This window comes from Acidobacteriota bacterium (assembly GCA_040754075.1).
Taxonomy (GTDB): Bacteria; Acidobacteriota; Blastocatellia; order UBA7656; family UBA7656; genus JBFMDH01.
In genome coordinates this window covers 33529-52765 of the sequence record JBFMDH010000023.1, presented here as the reverse complement: position 1 = coordinate 52765, position 19237 = coordinate 33529, and the positions used below count along the sequence as shown (strand labels likewise).

7 protein-coding genes are annotated in these 19237 nt (G+C 50.7%); 3 read left to right on the top strand and 4 right to left on the bottom strand.

What is annotated here, in order from left to right; genetic code table 11:
- Positions 1–9: 9 nt before the first annotated feature.
- Together AB1757_21600 and AB1757_21595 are read right to left on the bottom strand one after the other, a co-directional pair.
- The gene (locus AB1757_21600) at positions 10–2334 is read right to left on the bottom strand and encodes a cobaltochelatase subunit CobN (protein MEW6129650.1); all 2325 of its coding nucleotides are present in this window, start codon (positions 2332–2334) and stop codon (positions 10–12) included.
- Entirely contained in the window at positions 2331–4070 is a 1740-nt protein-coding gene (locus AB1757_21595; protein ID MEW6129649.1) for a cobaltochelatase subunit CobN, read from the bottom strand. The genes AB1757_21600 and AB1757_21595 overlap by 4 nt, the downstream gene beginning before the upstream one ends.
- 191 nt (positions 4071–4261) lie before the next feature.
- Between AB1757_21595 and rpsT the strand changes: the two genes are divergently transcribed.
- The gene (gene rpsT, locus AB1757_21590) at positions 4262–4528 is read left to right on the top strand and encodes a 30S ribosomal protein S20 (GenBank protein ID MEW6129648.1); all 267 of its coding nucleotides are present in this window, start codon (positions 4262–4264) and stop codon (positions 4526–4528) included.
- Between the two features lie 93 nt (positions 4529–4621).
- On the opposite strand, the gene holA is transcribed toward rpsT, so the two are convergent.
- The gene (gene holA / locus AB1757_21585) at positions 4622–5680 is read right to left on the bottom strand and encodes a DNA polymerase III subunit delta (GenBank protein ID MEW6129647.1); all 1059 of its coding nucleotides are present in this window, start codon (positions 5678–5680) and stop codon (positions 4622–4624) included.
- Positions 5681–5782: 102 nt separating this feature from the next.
- Positions 5783–6301 carry an LPS assembly lipoprotein LptE gene (lptE, locus tag AB1757_21580; GenBank protein ID MEW6129646.1) on the bottom strand — a complete coding sequence of 173 codons (519 nt, stop codon included), beginning with the start codon at positions 6299–6301 and terminating at the stop codon, positions 5783–5785.
- Between the two features lie 371 nt (positions 6302–6672).
- Between lptE and AB1757_21575 the strand changes: the two genes are divergently transcribed.
- Both AB1757_21575 and AB1757_21570 read left to right on the top strand, forming a co-directional pair.
- A complete protein-coding gene (locus tag AB1757_21575) occupies positions 6673–11379 on the top strand; it encodes a C25 family cysteine peptidase (GenBank protein MEW6129645.1) in 4707 nt (1568 codons plus the stop codon).
- Positions 11380–11890: 511 nt separating this feature from the next.
- A complete protein-coding gene (locus AB1757_21570) occupies positions 11891–19102 on the top strand; it encodes a C25 family cysteine peptidase (GenBank protein ID MEW6129644.1) in 7212 nt (2403 codons plus the stop codon).
- Positions 19103–19237 lie beyond the last annotated feature (135 nt).

The window sequence follows — 19237 nt, the reverse complement described above, 5'->3', positions numbered from 1 at the left end:
GCCCTTTTTCTATAAATTCAAATGTTGAGCTTTTTCCTGAATGGCTGCGAACAGTTGCGCGCGTTCGTTTTCACCAGTCGCCCGACGATAAGCCGTCAACAACTCTTTCATCGAAACCAGCTCTTTATAGAGTCCGGCGTTTTCAATCGGCGGGGTGAGATAAGAAATCAACTCGGCATAAGAGCGGCGTTTGGCAATCGTGCCTTCCGAAGGGTTGTTGACGCTGTATAAATAAATGTTCGGCAATTCGCCAATCAACCGGTCGGGCCAGCAAGCCTCTGAAAGCCCTGCCTGTTTTCCGGGCATAAATTCGAGCGCCCCGTGAGTGCCAACATGAATGACGGCATCGGCTTTGAATACTTTTTCAACAAATGTATAAAGCCCCATAAACCCGTGATGCGGTGCGCCGCTTTCTGCCGCAAGCATTCGCATCGGGTCGCCTTCATAACCGAATGTCGGCTGCACCCCGATAAAAATGTTTCCAAGCTCAACGCCTGAGATTAAGACTTCGCGCCCGTTGGCATTGATATTGCCCGGCGCGCGTCCCCACTCTTTTTCAATATCCGCGACATACGGACACAACCTGCGATATTCATCGACGCTCATTCGATAGGCGACATTGGCGAGCATCCCATAGTCATCGGCATTGCCCTGCAAAATCCGGTCGCGCAACTGGTTTGCATTTTCCGGCAGATCAAGCGCATAACCTTCGGCTTTTAATCTTCGCAAAATTTCCAACACACTTGCCATGACATCGAGGTCAGCGGCGGTGCCGATGTTGCCTTTACTGGGTGGAAAACAAAAGAGCATAAAAGCCAGGCGCTTTTCGGCGTTCGTAACATTTTGCAAACGATTCCAGCGCGCCAGTCTCTGCGCAATGCGTTGGCAACGTTCACCAATCGGTTCCGGTTGACTGGCATCTTGTCGCAAGCCACCAAAGACAAATGGTTCGGTTGCGCCGTCGAGTTCGGGAAGCGCGACCTGCATGGCGGTTTGCACAGGATTGATGCCGAGTTTGCTCTGTTGCCAGTTTTCAATGCTTTGAAAATCGAGCGACACCATCGACCGAAACGGCACATTTAAATCTTTGAGAAAATCCACCGCCGCCTCGCTATCGTTCATCGCCGGACCGCCGACAAAACTGAAACCGGTGAGCGATACGATCTGATTAACCCTTGCCGTTGATTGATGAAGAGGTGAAGAGGTGAAGAGGTGAAGAGGTGAAATTGTAGATAAAGGCTCGTCATCTTTGCCTTTTGCCTTTTGCCTTTTGCCTTTTGCCTTCTCATCGGGTTGGGCTTCGATGAAAAATTCGCGGCAGGCGTCGCGGTTATCCATAAATGTCGAAATCGCCGGAATGACGCTCAAGCCTTGGCTTTCAATCGCGCGAATCAAGGCGTCGTAATGATGGCGCGCATCACTGATGATTTGCGGGCGCATCAACAACAAACCGATGGTCTGGGATTTTTCCAGCTTGCGATGATGTTTGCGCTCGTACCATTTTTGATAAGCCGCGTAGCTTTCAAAGAGTTTTTCGGCATCGGGATGATAGATGCCAACCGCCGGTAAATTTTCCGGCGCATCAACCTTGATTCTTTTCAGCAGATTTTCACTGAGTTCACGATTGTTATCTTTTGAAGTGTGACTCCAGACTCCAGACTCCAGACTCCAGACTTCCGCATAATGTTTAATCGCATAGAGCACCATCGAGCGAATGTTTGCGGGTGTCGGTTGCAGAAAATAACAGAACAGATAAAGGTAGTTTTTAATGTCGCGGATTTTTCCCGCGCCCGGAATGAATTTTAAAATCAGCGGCAGTTTGCCAATCAGTTTGACGTATTGCCCGTGATTGGCGGCTTTCGATTTGCCGTTTGTTGGATTGCCGTTTTTTCGCGATTTGAAGGTGTCCGCCATCCACGAAGCGAGTTTGCGAATCAGATTTTGACTTGAAGCTGCTTTGTCAGTGAGTGATTCGTCGGTTGCGCCATTAATATTATTGGCTTTCATCAGCGACGCGAAATCAAGTTTGCCCATTCGCGTCAGGCGCATCAAATCGGGCATACAGTTGAAAGCGATGACGGTTCGCTGAGCGGCGTTCTGTAGTTCGGATTGAATGAGTCGGGCGTTGGCATCGTCGGTGATGTGAATAATAAAAACGATGCTTGATTCTTGCAGGTCACGTTTGACGATTGTCCATTCATCTTCATTAAGGGTGATTCCGCAGTTTACCGCCGCGATTTGCAAATCGAGTTTGTATTCGCGATTAATCTGTTTTTCGGCGCGTTTGAGCGGCGCAAGTAAACTGTTGCCGACATACAAAACGGTGATTTTCATGCGCCGACTCCTTCGAGTTGATCTTCGATTTCACCAAAAGCATTTTGTAATTTCTCAAGTACGGATTGTTCGGCTTTCCAGAAGCCCCGACCCGCGGCTTCAAGAAGTCTGCCGACCATGGTGCGCGTCGAATGCGGATTGAGCGCGCGCAACCGCTCAAGCATCGCTTCATCTAAAACGAAGGTTTCGGCTACCGCATCATAAATCCAATCATCAACCGCATCGGCAGTCGCAGACCACCCGAAGGTATTGGTTACCTGATGTTCGATTTCGGCAACGCCGCTGAAACCGTGTCGCAACATGCCTTCATACCATTTCGGATTTAATGCTTTGGTGCGGGTTTCCAGGCGAATGGTTTCTTCCAGAGTTCGCACCTTTGCCGCGGGCGAGAGGGTATCGGAAAGATATATCAGAGGCTTTGCGCCCGCCTGTTTTTCTACGGCTTTCGAGACGCCGCCGAGATATTCAAAATAATGGTCAACGTCGGTGATGCCGACTTCGGTTGTATCAATGTTCTGGTAACTCACTTCAACGCGCGCGAGCGCCCGTTCAAGCAAGCGTTTGGCTTCGCGACCATCAAAACTGCGCCCGCGTGAATCGCGCCCGTAAGCAAAACATTTTCGGGTGACGAACAAATCGCCGAGTTCGCGGCTGTCTTCCCACTGACTGTCCAACACCATGAAATTGACATTGGTTCCGTAATTGCCCGCCGCATTCGAGAAGACTCGCACCACCGCTTCATCAAAAGTGAAATCGCTTGCCGCCATCTGTTCATTGATGTGCTTGCGAATGAAATTCAATGATTCGGGTTCATCAAGCGCGGCAACGCGACGCGCGGCGCGGTCTAACACCTCAATCGTTGCGCCAAATAAATCGCGGAAAATGCCGGAACTCGTCATCACGATGTCAATGCGCGGACGATTGAGTTCTGCGAGCGGAATGACCTCAATATCAGTTACACGATTGAGCGAATCGCGCTCAGGGCGCACGCCCATCAGCCACAGCGCCTGCGCGACGGCTTCGCCTTCGGTCTTGATGTTGTCAATGCCCCACAACACCATCGCGATGGTTTCGGGAAATCGCCCGGAGATTTGCCGGTGACGTTCAAGCAAGGATTCGGCAACCGGTCGGGCGCGTTCAAATGCCACAGGCGAAGGGACGGTGTAAGGATTAACGGCGTGCGTGTTGCGACCGGTCGGTAGTATCAAGGGATTTTGAATAATGTCTGCGCCGGGTCCGGGTTCGATGTATTCACCGTTGAGCGCCCGCATTAATGCAGGGGTTTCGTGATTTTCAGCAAGTTGATTTTGTAGATTTTCGAGAAACCTGAATACCGGTTGCGAATCATCAATTTGAACCTTAGCGCGTTCAACTAAAAAATCGCTGGCGGTTGCTGCGTCCGATTCGACAAAGCATTTGATTGCCTCGTGCAAAATCGCTTCGACCTGTTCGCGTTCGCTCAGGCGTTGTTTACTGGCTGGGCTTTCTTTGATGAGCGTTGAATAATCGGCAAGATTCAATCCTTGGCAAATTAAATCCGTAAGTGAACAAATGCCGAGTTCGGGGCGATTGAACGAAGCAACCATTTTAAGCAGGTCAAGGAGTTCGCGATTTTCTGCCGCCTGTCCGAAAATGTGCAGACCCGTCGGGATGAGCCGCTGCTCGATTTCGAGAATCTTTTCATAAAGCTCAAGGACGCGCCGGTCGCGTTCGGAGTCTGTTACATATTCATTCATGGCATTATTGAAAAACCGGAAATCGGGACGTTGCGATGCAATACTTACTTATTCGGAAAAGCCATGTCAATCGCAACTCGCGACATAAAAGCAAATGGCATTAGACTTGACATAGTTTGAGCCAAAAAGTTATTCTGAACATCTTTTTCGATTATAAAATTATTAACATATTAGTAGGAGACAATTAGAGAATGGCAAACCATAAATCAGCAGTGAAGCGCATGCGTCAAACCGAGCGCAAAAATGAAGTCAACAGCCGCAACCGCAGCGCGCTGCGCACCGAAATTAAGAAACTCCGCACCGCGCTTGCATCCGGCGATGCCGCAAATGCCAAATCTGCGCTGACCGAAGCGGTTTCAGTGATTGATAAATCGGTGCAAAAAGGCGTGCTTCATAAAAATGCGGCAGCCCGTCACAAATCGCGCCTGACCGCCAGCGTCAACAAACTCTCGGCGTAGTTTCGCGCCAATATCATTTCAATATTTCAACCTGAAGAGAACGATATGAATTTTTTGTCGTTCTCTTTTTGTGTGTTGATAAACGCCCGATTGCTAAATCATTCGACTCTTTTCAGGCATCGTCAGTTCTGCAATTAAAAATTCAAGTTGTAATCTTGGCGTCGCTTCCGAACTCTTGATTGCCAAATCGACCTGGGCAATCCGCCGAATTCCATAAACGATACTGTCACGCGACATGCGATTGAGTTTGGTAATGAACTCTTTCGCCCGTACCCCATATTGCCCTGTGGCTTTAGCGACATCCTCAAACGCCGCGTGACGGGCAATCAAATCTTTTGCCGAAAGCATACGGCGATAGAGTCCGCCAAGCGCGCCGACAATCGCCAGCGGTTCGGTTTTATCATCCAGCAAACGGTGCATCAATCTAAGTCCACGTTTGCGGTCGCGATCCATAATCGCGTCCCAGAGTTCAAAGCTGGAATGTTCGCGGGCGCGCGGCACGAGTTCCTGAATCGCCGCATTGTTAATGAAGCCGCCTTCGGCATAAGCCGCCAGTTTTTCCAGTTCGTTGACCAGTCGCCCCATGTGGGTTCCCACAAGATTGATCAGGTGACTGAGCGCCGCCGGTTCGATTCGACAACCTCGCCAGCGCAGATACTCTTCGGCTTTGCGCGATGCCTCGGCATCGGTGAGTTTGTCAAAGGTGACAACTGTACAGGATTTCATCAGCGCGGCGGTAATTTTGCGCCGCTGGTCTAAGGACACAGCGCGAAACACCACAGTTGTGGTGGGCGACGGGTGTTTCAAATAATCGAGGACGAAATCGAGTTCCTCTTCTTTGAGCTTATCGAACTCGCGAATGATGGTGATGCGGCGATTTGCCATCATCGGCAATTGATTGGCATTGTCGATAGCCTGGGTGATGGTTGTGCGATTGCCGCCTACGGATTCGCCGACCGTGAAGGAATTGAAATTGAACAGCCGCATGCCTTCATCAAGCGAATTTTTCAAAAGCGTAACGGCGCGGTCTTGAAAATAGTCTTCTTCGCCAACAAACAGATAAAGCGATTCGAGATGCCCGGCTTTTATCTGTTTGCGCAGGTCGTCATAACTGATGCCGTCAATTTTTTTCTTGGTTCTGCCGGTTGCCATTCACATTCGTGAAGGCAAAAGGCAAAAGTTAAAAAGTAAAAGTGGAAAGGTGATTACCCTTTTGCCTTTTGCCTTTTGCCTTTTGCCTTTTGCCTTTCAGTTTCACTTTCCTTCCATAATCGTCGAGACAATGGTTTGCGCGAAATCTTTGGCGATGCGGTCAACCGCAGCATTCTCTTCGTTGAAAAACGAGTCGGGGTCGTCCGAGAGTTCATATTCGCTTTCAAAGGTCAGGCGCGGGTTTTGATAAAGAATTTTTCGCCGCAAATTATCGCGCACCGTCACGCTGATGATGATGCGAACATTCCAGACGCGGGTGCGCCCCTGTTGGTCGAGAATGGTGCCACGCGCGCGAAAGGCGCGAATGTCGCCGGTGAGCGTTGCATCGGCATCTTCGGTGGTCGTGGTGACTTTTAAAGCGCGGGCGCGTTTAAGAATTTCTTCAATTACCGCATTGGTAAAACGACCTTCGACGCGATATTTCAAACTGGAATTTTGAAATATCGGGACAGCCAGAATTTTGATGTCTTTCGGCAAACTGTTGCCTTGCCCTGCGCGTTTATAACCGCAGACATCCGCTGTAATAAAAATCAAGATGACGAGAATAACCGGTTTGACCATCGCCGTTCATATTAGCCTTGGGGCGGTTGTCGAGACAAGCAATAGACCGACAGTTTTTATTTCCCTGCTGGTCGTCAAAATGCTTGACCGATAATTGGTCTGGGAATACCATTTTTGCCGTTATCCCTGAAATTGCCCCACATCAATCATAACAACCGGCATCAACCCATAGATGCCCAGGCATTGTGAATTTCGGATTGGCTCGTTTAGCGGGCTTAAAAAGCGAGTCAATTCAATGGGTATCGCAATTCAATTCGGTTGAGGAGCGATAAACCCTAACCGAATCCTCCCAGGCACTCGTTGTTCTTTTTAATAATGTGTTGGAGAGAAAAATTCGCGAACCAGCCATTGCAGTGAAAGGATGGAAAGTAATGAGCAAAAGATTTGGGCGTTTAATGAAAAGGATTTCAACGGCTACTGCCGCATTCAAAATCACGAGAATAATCTCCCTGACCATTGGTCTCAGTTTGTCTGTCGGCAGTGGGGCGTGGTTAATCCCTTTGCGCGTGAGTCAGGCGCAGGTGGGGAGCGATGCCCGGCTGTACCTCGATACTTCGCAATCCCCGGTTTCTGACCCTGCACAACAACCGACTGGCACAGCAAAAAAGCCAAAGCCACAAACCAAAGCCAAAAGAAATCGCTACCAAACCGTAGCTCATTCACGCCGCCCGATGCTCAGTAAAAAGATGCTGAGCGGCATACGTCTGCGGATGAATCAACAACTGATGGCACAAAAAACTTCGGCGAAATCACCGGACAATGGTTATCAGCGTCCTTCTGTAAAAGACCAGATGGCGACCAATGCGCCGCAGCGTGGCAGCAGCGCAAGCGGCGTAGGTGGCGTTCGTCGTTCCAGTCCTTTGCTCATCTTTCCGAAATCCACTTCACGTTTTTCCATCGCCAAAGCGCCCGGTGTACTCAAAACCGATGACGAATTAGCCGCCGAAAAATTAAAAGCGCAAAGTGAACCGCAACTCACGGCAAGCGGCGAGGTAATCGAAGCGCGCTCTTATGACATTGAACCGGTGAAGCCCAGCGAATTTAACGGTGATGTTCGCAACCTGCCATCTGTTCCTTCAGGAGAAAGGTTGGGGCGAGAATTGGAAGGCCCGACGCCGACCAAGAAAGCGCCCGAAAATCCGCCCGATGTTGAAACACCGACAATTCCTTTGGCACCAATGCCAAGTCCGACGGTCAACTTCGCGGGATTGAGTTTTAATTCGTCAGTTATCGGCGGACAGGCAGGCGCGGGTTGGCCACCAGACATTAACGGTGATGTCGGTTCCAGTCACTACATTATGGCGGTCAATAATGCCTATGCTATTTACAACAAGACCGGGACGCAACTCGCGGCTTTTACGGAAAATTCCTTATGGAGCGGGCAGGGAATCGGCACACCTTGCGCCGCTAATAATCAGGGCGACCCGGTTGTCATTTATGACCAGTTTGCTGACCGCTGGATACTCACCCATTTCGCTTTCCAGGTTGTTGGCGCAGCCCTCGTCGGTCCCTATTATCAATGTTTCGCGGTTTCCAAGACCAACGACCCGGTTTCCGGTGGTTGGTGGTTCTATGCTGTTCGTATGGACACAGGTGCATCCGGGCAACCACCTATAAATGCGCTTGCTGACTATGCGAAATTCGGAAATTGGAATGACGGATGCCTTTACATGGGAGCCAATATGTTCGGCAGCAATGGCAATATCTATTCAGGCATTGCCTTTGCCTCGCTTAATAAATCGGATATGTATAGCGGGGCGACGCTGAGAGGTGCGTTAGGATTTATCAGCGGAAACACTAATTTTTCAGTATTTCCCAGTAACATTAGTGGCGCAAAGCTCCCAGCCTCATTACCGCCTGCCGGTACTCCAAATTATTTTGTCGGAGAATCGGTGACTGATTTTACTTTTGAGGTAAGAAAATTTACTCCGGGCGCAAACTGTCAAGGCGGCACGATGAGCGGCATTACCTCTGTAACTCAAACCGCTTACAATTTCAACTTGCCAAATGTGCCGCAACCAAACACCACGAATACTTTGGATACGGTTGGTGACCGCATTATGCAAAAGGTGCAGTATCGCCGCGTAGGAAGTGCTGAATCGCTTTGGGTAGTTCATAACGTTAATGTCTCAGGCAGCACAAACCGCATCCAATGGGCGCAAATCAATGTCACTGGCGGGACGATTGTTACCACGTCTGTTCAACAACAAATTTATGCGCCGGATACCACACTCCACCGTTGGATGGGGAGTATTGCTGCCGACAACCAAGGCAACATGGCAGTCGGTTACAGCACCTCAAACGGAACAAGTCCGAATTTTCCGAGCATCGCTTATTCAGGGCGTTTGGCAGGTGACCCGCTCAACACCTTGCCGCAAACTGAAGTTCAACTTGTTGCCGGGGCAGGCTCACAAACCAACAATTGCGGAGGTGCGCCCTGTCATCGCTGGGGAGATTATACGGCGATGAGTATTGACCCGGTTGATGATTGCACCTTCTGGTACACCAACATGTACTACATCAACCAGACCAACGGATCATCTGGAAATTGGAATACCCGCGTCGGGGCATTTAAATTTCCCGGTTGTACTGCGCCGACCGTGGCAAAGGTGCGAAGCTTTACCGCCAAGGGATTTGATGATGGGCAGGTCTTGTTGCAATGGCAAAGCGATTATGAAGTGGATAATCTCGGCTTCAATGTTTACCGCGAAGTCAACGGGCAACGCACGAAAATCACCCACTCCATCATTGCCGGTTCGGCGTTGACTGCGGGCGCAGGCGTGGAAATGAAATCCGGGCGCGTGTATGCCTGGAAAGACCAATTGACAGGCGTGGATGGCAAAGTGAGTTACTGGCTGGAAGACCTAGACCTCAACGGCAAGCACACCTTAACCGGACCCATCGCCATTAGCGAAAATCGCGGCGCGAGACCAACCACCGAACAATCAAAATTGCTCGTGAGTCTCGGACAACCGCAAGAGCAAATGAATTTTGCGCAAGGCAGCAATCCGATTGAACGACTCGCGCAACCGGTGACAGTAACGCCGGCGATGATACAGACCCAATCAGGACTGGCGAATAATCGTGCCGTGAAAATCGGCGTAAGACATGAAGGCTGGTATCGCTTGACCCCAGGCGAACTGGCGGCTGCGGGACTTGATACCAATGCCGACCCGCGTAAATTGCAACTGTTTGTTGATGGGCAACCGGTGCCGTTTCTGGTCAAAGGTGAACTGGATGGACGGTTAGATGCCAGCGACACGATTGAATTTTATGGACTCGGACTCGACAACACTGTGACCAATGAACGGGTTTACTGGCTGGTAAACGGCGCAACTACGGGTGCGCGCATCAAGTCCGCAAAAATTTCCGGTGGCGTCGCCGGAACGACCCGGTTCCAATCCGCTGTTGAGCATAAAGACCGCACACTCTATTTCTCGGCTCTCAAAAATGGCGAAGCCGAAAATTTCTTTGGCGCGTTAATCAATAGCACAGGGGTTGACCAGACTTTGAACCTAACCAATCTCGCCACCTCACCAACCGGCACCGCGACCCTCGGGGTGAATGTCCAGGGTGTGACCAACACCGCGCATCAGGTGCAGGTTCTCTTAAACGGTAAGGCGGTCGGCACGCTAACCTTTAACGGACAGGCAGCCGCTACACAATCCATCAACCTGCCACAAGCCGGATTAAATCAAGGGAGCAATCAGGTGCGCCTAGTTGCCCTGGGCGGCAGCGCGGATATTTCTCTGGTTGATAAAATCACCCTGACTTACTGGCGCAAGTATGCCGCCGAAAGCAATCAATTGCGATGTACGGCAAGCGGCGGCGAGCAGATTACCTTGACCGGATTCACCTCAACCGACATTCGCGTACTGGATGTCACAAACCCGAATAATCCGCAAGAACTCACCGGAACATTAAGCGGCAGTAAAAATGCCGCGACCATTACGCTGACGGTTGCCGGAGCCGGAACGCGCCAACTTTATGCCTTTACCGGCGAGCAGGCGCGAAGCGTTATGCCTAAAACCAACCAGCCCTCAAACTGGCGACAAAACAATCGCAGCGCCGATTATCTGATTATCACGCGCCGCGAGCTACAGCAAAGCTTTGAACCGCTTGCCGCCTTTCGTCGAAGCAAGGGATTAACTGTCGCGATGGTCGATGTCGAAGACCTCTATGACGAATTCAATTTCGGCAATCAATCACCGCAAGCCATAAAAGATTTTCTGGCTTTTACCAAGTCGAATTGGGCGGTGGCTCCGCGCTATGTATTGCTTGGCGGCGATGGCACCTACGACTACAAAAACTATTTAGGTTTTGGCGATGACAATATCGTGCCCACCAAATTGATTGATACGCAATATATGGAAACCGCTTCCGACGATTGGTTTGTCGATTTCAGCAACCAGGGTTTGCCGGAGATGGCAATCGGGCGATTGCCCGCACGAAATGCCAGCGAAGCCGCGCGGTTAGTCGCTAAAATCATCAGCTACGATAATCAGACCGCCGCAAACCAGTTGTTGTTGGTTAGCGATTTGACTGACGGTTTTGATTTTTCAAACGGCAACAACGAACTTCGTCCTCTAGTGCCGACAAATCTTGCGGTAACCGAAATCAAGCGCGGCACCGCCGATGATGCGACTTTGCATAAGGAATTGATTGAGGCAATCAATAGCGGTCTGAAGGTTGTCAATTACAGCGGTCACGGCTCGCTCAGTGTATGGCGAGGCGGGTTGCTGTCAAACGAGGACGCCAGCGCATTAATCAATAACCAGAATCTGGCATTGTTCGTCTCCATGAATTGTTTGAATGGCTATTATGTCAACCCTGAGATTGATAGTCTCGCCGAGCGCCTCCTCAATGCTCAGGGCGGCGCCTGTGCGATTTGGGCATCGTCAGGACTATGCGAACCGGGCGGGCAGGCGCAGTTGAATAAAGAATTCTATCGCCAGTTGTTCGGGTCGACACCGATGACGCTTGGGGAAGCGGCGATGCGCGCCAAAGCATTTATCGCTGACCCGGATATCCGTAAAACCTGGACCTTGCTGGGCGACCCGGCAATGCAGTTGCGTTAAAGGAATATCTCTATTTAACTTTAGAGTCGTTTGCGATTGACGCATCTATTAAAAGCGGGCTACAGACCACGATTCGGCGACTGACGCGGTCTTTAGCCCGTTTTTTCGACCTCAGTAAATCGTCCGGTGGATTGGATGGTTTAAAAGAAATTTCCGAAAATGCCACGCTGGAATCATTCAACTCATGATATAGCTTGGGCGAGTATGTGGTCTGGCTGTAGTGACTGTGGCGCGCGCGTATCTTAAACCTGTAGGCGAGGTCGGGTTCTTCCGGGTTGACTGCTTTAACTCAACAAGCAGGCGCAAGCCCAAAGCGATTAAGACTTCTTTAAACTCCTGGCGCATTGCCTGATGGCGCTGTGGTCTCGCCGCATCAATTTACCCATTGAAGCTAATCACATACTCACTCGATGCAATTGGGCATTTGCCCGGACGCGCAGAGAAGTCTTTTCAGACTGCCCTGCGCAATACAATTGCACAATCAAGTCACAAGATGTCAGGGAGTGATGTGATGAAACAACAGCGTGGGTTTTTGATAATTGCCGGTATCGGTTTATGTATAGGGTTGATCGCCTGGTTAAACCCGCAGAAAACCCAGGGCGCGACGTTTACGGTTACCAACACCAACGACAGCGGCGCGGGTTCGCTTCGTCAGGCAATCATCAATGCCAATGCGACTTCAACGATTGATACCATCAATTTCGCGATAACCGGAAGCGGCGTAAAAACCATCGCGCCGCTTACGCCTTTCCCGGACATCACCGCGCCGGTGATTATTGATGGCACAACGCAAACGGGATGGTCTGTCGGCAATCTCGTCATCGAACTGGATGGAACAAACGCGGGAGCTTCTGCAAACGGCTTATCGTTTTTCAATATCCCTGACACCGCCGCAACCAGTATTGTCAGAGGCTTGGCAATCAATCGTTTCTCAAACGCTGGCATCGCCACGCAGATTTCAAGCAACATCACCATCGAAGGCTGTCACATCGGAACAGACCCCACGGGCACAATCGCTCGCGGCAACGTCGTAGGCATTTTGTTGCAACGCACAATCGGCAGTTTTCTCTCCATCAATATCACCGTCGGCGGCAACACTGCGGCAGAGCGCAATGTGATTTCGGGAAATACGTTTATGGGGCTGAGAGTTTTTGGCAGCTCGCTTTATAACATAACCGGCAATTACATAGGCACGGATAAAAGCGGCATGGTGGCGCTTCCAAACGTGTTTGGAATGGAAATAACCGGCGTAAACATTACTGTCGGCGGCGCTACATCGAATTTGCGCAACGTGATTTCGGGAAATACCGCGACCGCAATGAACGTGAACGGTTTGGAAAACATTGTGCAGGGAAATTTCATAGGCGTTGCTGCCGACGGCATAACCCCTATGGGCAACAACGGCGCAGGCATTACGATTATCGGCAACGGTTCAACCAATAACGACCACACCATCGGTGGATTAAACGCCGGTGAAGGCAACCTAATCGCTTATAACACCGGAGACGGCATCAATATTTTTCGTGACACCAACCCGACTACCGGACACAGAATTTTAGGCAATTCGATTTTCTCAAACGGCGGACAAGGGATTGACCTGGACCAGAACGGCGTAACCCCAAACGATACGGGCGACGGCGACACCGGCACAAATAATTTGCAAAACTTTCCCGTTCTGGCGTCTGCCGTGTCAAACGGTTTGACAACCAGCATAACCGGACAATTCAACAGCGCGGCAAACACTTCTTATCGAATAGAATTTTTTGCCAGTTCTTCGTGTGACCCTTCGGGCAATGGTGAAGGCGAAACTTTTCTGGGCTTTACGAATGTAACAACAAACTCCACCGGCAATGCCAATATCAACGCGAACCTTCCGCCCACATCCTTCGGTCAATTCATTACGGCTACGGCGACGAGAAACACCGCGCCGCTTGATACTTCGGAATTTTCCGCCTGCGTTCCGGTTATCATCGAAACCCTGGTGGTTACTAACACCAATGACAGTGGCGCGGGTTCGCTCCGTCAGGCGATTATTGATGCAAATGCCAACGCCAATCAGACGCTCATAACTTTCAACATCGCGAGCGAAGGCGTTCAAACCATCACGCTCGCTTCCGCCCTGCCGAGTATTACTGCGCCGATTGTGATTGACGGCTTATCACAACAGAATGCGTCTTGCAGTTCGCCTTTGATTGAACTCGATGGGACGAATGCAGGCGCAGGCTTGGACGGATTGTTGATTTCTGCGGGCAACAGCACCGTTCAAGGCTTAATCATCAATCGCTTCAGTGGTGATGGGATTTCACTTATTAACAACGGCGGCAATACCATCAGGTGCAATCGCCTTGGCACCAACGCGGCAGGCAATGCGGATTTTGGAAACAACGGGAATGGAGTCTTAGTCAGTTCATCATCAAATAATACAATTTCCGACAACACCATCTCCGGCAACTCGCTATCGGGCGTTCGCTTGGTAAGTTCGTCAAACAACCTTGTGCAGGGCAACCTCATCGGTTTGAGCGCCGACGGTTTGACGAAAATCGGCAACTCATCGGGCGGCATCAGCTTTTTCACCTTGGGCACTGGAAATCTGATTGGCGGCACAACCGTAGCCGCGCGCAATATCATTTCAGGCAACGCCGGCGCAGGCATTGCTCTGCGCGATGCGAGCGTAACCAACAACACCATTCAGGGAAACTACATCGGTGTCAATGTCACGGGAAGCGGCACGGGGTTTGGCAACACCACCGACGGCATACAAATCTTTTTGAATTCAGCAAACAACACTATCGGCGGCACCAACGCGGGCGAAAGCAATCTCATCGCGTTTAACGCCAATCGCGGCGTTTCGCTTCAAAGCACGGCTGGGACAGGAAACAAAATCTCAGGCAATGCGATTCACTCAAACGGCACGCCAACAAATTTTTTGGGCATAGACCTGAACGCCGACGGTATCACTGCAAACGACGCAGGCGACGCGGACACCGGCGCGAACAATTTGCAAAACTTTCCCGTCATCTCATCAGCCGAAGTTTTTTCAGGTCTCGGAACGGTTATCAACGGCACACTCAACAGCGCTGCTAACACCTCTTTCCGCATAGAGTTTTTTACAAACCCAACCTGTGACGCGCTCGGCAATGGCGAAGGGCAAACCTTTTTAGGATTTGTTGATGTCACCACAAACGCGAGTGGCAACGCCACCATCAGCCATACCCTTCCAACCGAAGCAACCATCGGACACGCCTTGACCGCAACCGCTACGCGAAACCTCGCGCCGTTTGATACTTCGGAGTTTTCAGTTTGCCGCACCATTACGGCTTTCGTGCCTCCGTCAATTGTGGTCACCAACACCAACGACAGCGGCGCGGGAAGTTTGCGACAGGCAATCATTGACGCCAACGCCGACCCTGCGCCAAACACCCTCACGTTCAACATAGCAGGCGCGGGCGTGAAAACCATTTCGCCGACCACGCCGCTGCCAACCATCACCGCACCTGTAATAATTGACGGCTTATCACAACCAAACGCAACTTGCAGTTCGCCCATAGTTGAACTCAATGGCACCAACGCAGGCGCGGGCGCAGACGGTTTGGTCATCTCCGCAGGTAACAGCACCGTTCAGGGACTCATCATCAATCGTTTTAATGGTGATGGGATTGAATTCAACACCACCGGCACAAACACAGTTAAATGTTCGCGCATCGGCACAAGTCAAAGCGGACTCGCTGCTCTGGGTAATGGCGCGAATGGAATTTTCTTAAACAACGTCAGCAACAATACCATCGGCGGCACGGCAGATGACGGCAATCTGATTTCGGCAAACACCGCAAACGGAATTTTGATTGATGGCGCGACTACGTCCGCAAGCAACAACACCATTCAAGGCAATCTCATCGGCGTCAATTCTCAGGGCAATGTTTCTGCCGGAATGAGTAACACGCAAGACGGCATACACATTCAAGGCGCGAACGCTACAAATAACACCATCGGCGGGATGGTTTCGGGGGCGCGAAATGTGATTTCCAACAACGGCGACGATGGCATCGAAACCGCAAGTTCGGCAAGCAACACCATCATCAAAGGCAACTTCATCGGCGTCAATTCAAGCGGCAACGGCGACGCCGGAAATGTTGACAGAGGCATCGTCGCAAACGGCACCACAACCATCGGCGGCACAACCGCAGCCGAACGCAATATCATTTCCGCCAACATCGTTGGCATTCAAACCGTCGGCACCTCGGCGACCACCACCATTCAAGGAAACTACATTGGTCTTGGCGCAGACGGCACAACCGCGCTTGGAAACACCCTCGGCGTTTTTCTCAACAATACCAACAACAGCCTCATCGGTGGCACGGTCGCGGGCGCAGGCAATGTTATATCAGCTAACCCCGACACCGGAATTACTCTCGATGGCAGCAACAACTTTGTTCAGGGAAATTTGATTGGCACAGACGCGACAGGGACATTAGATAAAGGCAATGGCGATGGCAACACCGCGACCGGTGGCGGCATTTCGGTTGCAGACCCGAACAACACCATCGGCGGTTCGACTACATCAGCGCGAAACCTAATTTCCGGCAACAACTTTGGAATTTTTATGGGGTTGACTTCTTCAACCGGCACCACGATTAAAAACAACTTCATCGGCACCAATGTTGCCGGAACCGGGGCATTAGGCAACAGCCGCGCAGGAATTTTGATTGCCTCCAACAACAACATAATTGGCGGAAATTCCGGGGAAGGAAACATTATTGCTTTCAGTGGACAAAACGGCATTGGCATTGGCTCAGTCGCCACCGGCAACCGTATTACTGCCAACTCGATTTATTCAAATAACCTGATGGGCATTGATTTGGGCAACAATGGGGTTGTACAAGTCAATGATAATCTTGACCCCGATACCGGGGCGAATAATCTGCAAAACTATCCGGTCATCACTTCGGTTTCGGCGGTCATTGGCGTAAGCATCACCATTCAAGGCACGTTGAACAGTTCGGCGAATGCCGCATTTCAATTGGATTTTTATGCCAACACCTCCTGCGATAATTCGGGATTTGGTGAAGGGCGAAATTACCTCGGCGCGACCAACGTCACAACCAACGCTTCCGGCGACGCGACATTTAATGTGACCTTCAATGTTGCGGTGGCATCGGGTTCGCGGGTTACTGCGACCGCTACGGATGCTTCGGGGAACACCTCGGAATTTTCCGCCTGCTCGCAACCAACCTTGGTTGAACTGATGGCGCTTTCGGCAACCGGCTTTGACAACGGCAGCTTGATTGAATGGCAAACCGGATTTGAAGCCGACAATCTCGGCTTTAATATCTATCGCGATGAAAACGGCAAACGTGAATTGTTGAATGCGCAACTCGTCGCCGGTTCGGCGCTCAAGGCGGGAGCGGTTTTAACAGCGGGCGACCATTACGGGTTTTGGGTAAGCGGCACATCGGAAACTGCCGCATACTGGTTGGAAGATGTTGACCTGAATGGGCACTCGACCTGGCACGGCCCGGTTTATGTGAAATCAGTTGGCGGGAAACCTGATGAACCCGTGCAGGCGAGATTTTTAACCGATGTTTCTAAACCGTTCGCCGAAATCGATACCTCAAAAATTATTGAAACGGTCGCGGGTTCAATAAACCGGTTTGCAAATACGGATGACAATTTGACGCTCGCAAAAATTTCCGGGAAAACCGAAACCGATTCGCCAGGGATGATGGAATCACTGCGGGCAATCAAGATTGGCGTGAAGCAAGAGGGGTTTTATCGCCTGACACCAACCGAACTCAGCCGTGCCGGTTTATCAAAAGACGCGAACCCGCAAACCTTGCAGATGTTTGTCGAAGGTAAAGAGATTCCGATTTCCGTAGTCACGGATAAATCAGGTTCGTTACAGGCAGTTGAATTTTACGGCGTCGGTTTGGATACGCCATCGACGAATACGCGAATTTACTGGCTGGTTGAAGGTACACAGTCCGGCAAACGTCTGGTTGCGCAAACCGGCAGAGGCGAAATCACGCCGCAATCATTTATTGAAACCATTGAACGGCGTGACCGCAGCATCTATTTCGCGGCATTACGAAATGGTGAAAAAGAAAATTTCTTTGGCGCGATTATCACTGCGCAAACCGTTGACCAAACTCTTACGCTTAAAAATCTCGCCATCAACGCGGCGGAAAAAGCGACGCTTGAAATCACTTTGCAGGGTGTCACACAACAAGCCCATCGCGTGCAGGTGCAACTCAATGGCAATCTAATCGGCTATCTCGATTTCAACGCGCAGCAAAATCATGCGGAAAAATTTGCAGTGCCGCTGGCGTTTCTGCAAACAGGGGTGAACACCGTTCGCTTAACCGCGCAAAACGGCGCAAGCGATGTTTCGCTGGTGGATGCGATTCGCGTCTCCTATCCGAAAACCTTTACCGCCGAAAATAATCAATTGAAATTTACGGCAAGGGAAGGCGAACGCATTTCGATAAATGGCTTCACCTCGAAAAACCTTCGCGTGTTTGATGTGACGGCAACAGATGCGCCGCAGGAACTTGCCTGCACGATTGAGCAGTCAAAACTCGGCGGGTTGATTTTAAGTGTTGCGACTTTTGAAAAGGGAACCCGCCGACTTTTAGCGATTGCCAATGACCAGCCAGGTCAACCGGTGAGCGTGAAATTGAATATCCCCTCAGACTTGAAACCGGCTAGTGGAGCCGATTTCGTGGTGATTGCCAATGGTCAGTTCCTTGACGCGCTCAAGCCGTTGAAACAGAAACGTGAAGCCGAAGGCTTGAAGGTGGCGCTCGTTGATGTCGAAGACCTCTACGATGAATTCAACTTCGGCAACAAATCGCCGCAAGCCATCAGAGCCTTTTTGAGCAATACGCAGAGCAATAAACTCCAACGCCCGCGCTTTGTATTACTCGTCGGCGATGCTTCGTATGATGCGAAAAATTATCTGGGGCGGGGTGAGTTCGATTTATTGCCGACCAGATTCATTGACACGGAGTTTATGGAGACCGCATCCGATGATTGGTTCGCGGATTTCAACGACGACGGGATTGCTGAAATGGCAGTGGGGCGGTTGCCCGCGCGAACGCTGACGGATGCCGAAAATGTAATCGCGAAAATTTTGCATTATCAACCAAACGTCGCGCCAGCGTCTGCATTGTTGGTTTCCGATGCCAATGAAGGTTTTGATTTTGAAGGTGCGAATGGCGGGATTCGATCATTGATCGAAGCGCAACTGAAGGTCGAAGAACTCAGACGCGGACAACTGGATGCGACGACGGCAAAAGCGAAACTCTTTGACGCCCTGAATCGCGGGCAGCGATTGGTGAATTATGTCGGTCACGGGTCGCTCAATGTGTGGCGCGGCAATCTGTTGACGGCACAGGAAGCAAGGAATTTGACCAACGCGAGTTTACCGATGTTTGTGACCATGAGTTGTTTGAACGGCGATTTTTCGGAAGCCGAATCGGAATCGCTTGGTGAAGCTTTACTGCTTGCCGGTCGCGGCGGCGCACTTGCCGTGTGGGCATCATCGGGTTTGACTTCGCCGCACGGTCAAAAAGTATTGAATCAAAATTTTATCAACCGGCTGTTCAACTCTGCTGCGAAAAGAGTGACCATCGGGGAAGCCGCGCAACAGGCAAAAACTGCAATCGCGGATATGGACATTCGCCGCACCTGGATACTCTTAGGCGACCCGACACTCAGATTGAAATAAAAAGTAAAAAGTAAAAAGGCAAAAATAAAAAGTGAATGTGAATCGCTTATTTACTTTTGCCTCGTTTGAAAACAGGGTTTCTTGGGTGGCTTGCAAAATCATTAACTGAGGTTGAACAAGCCTGATCATTGGTGG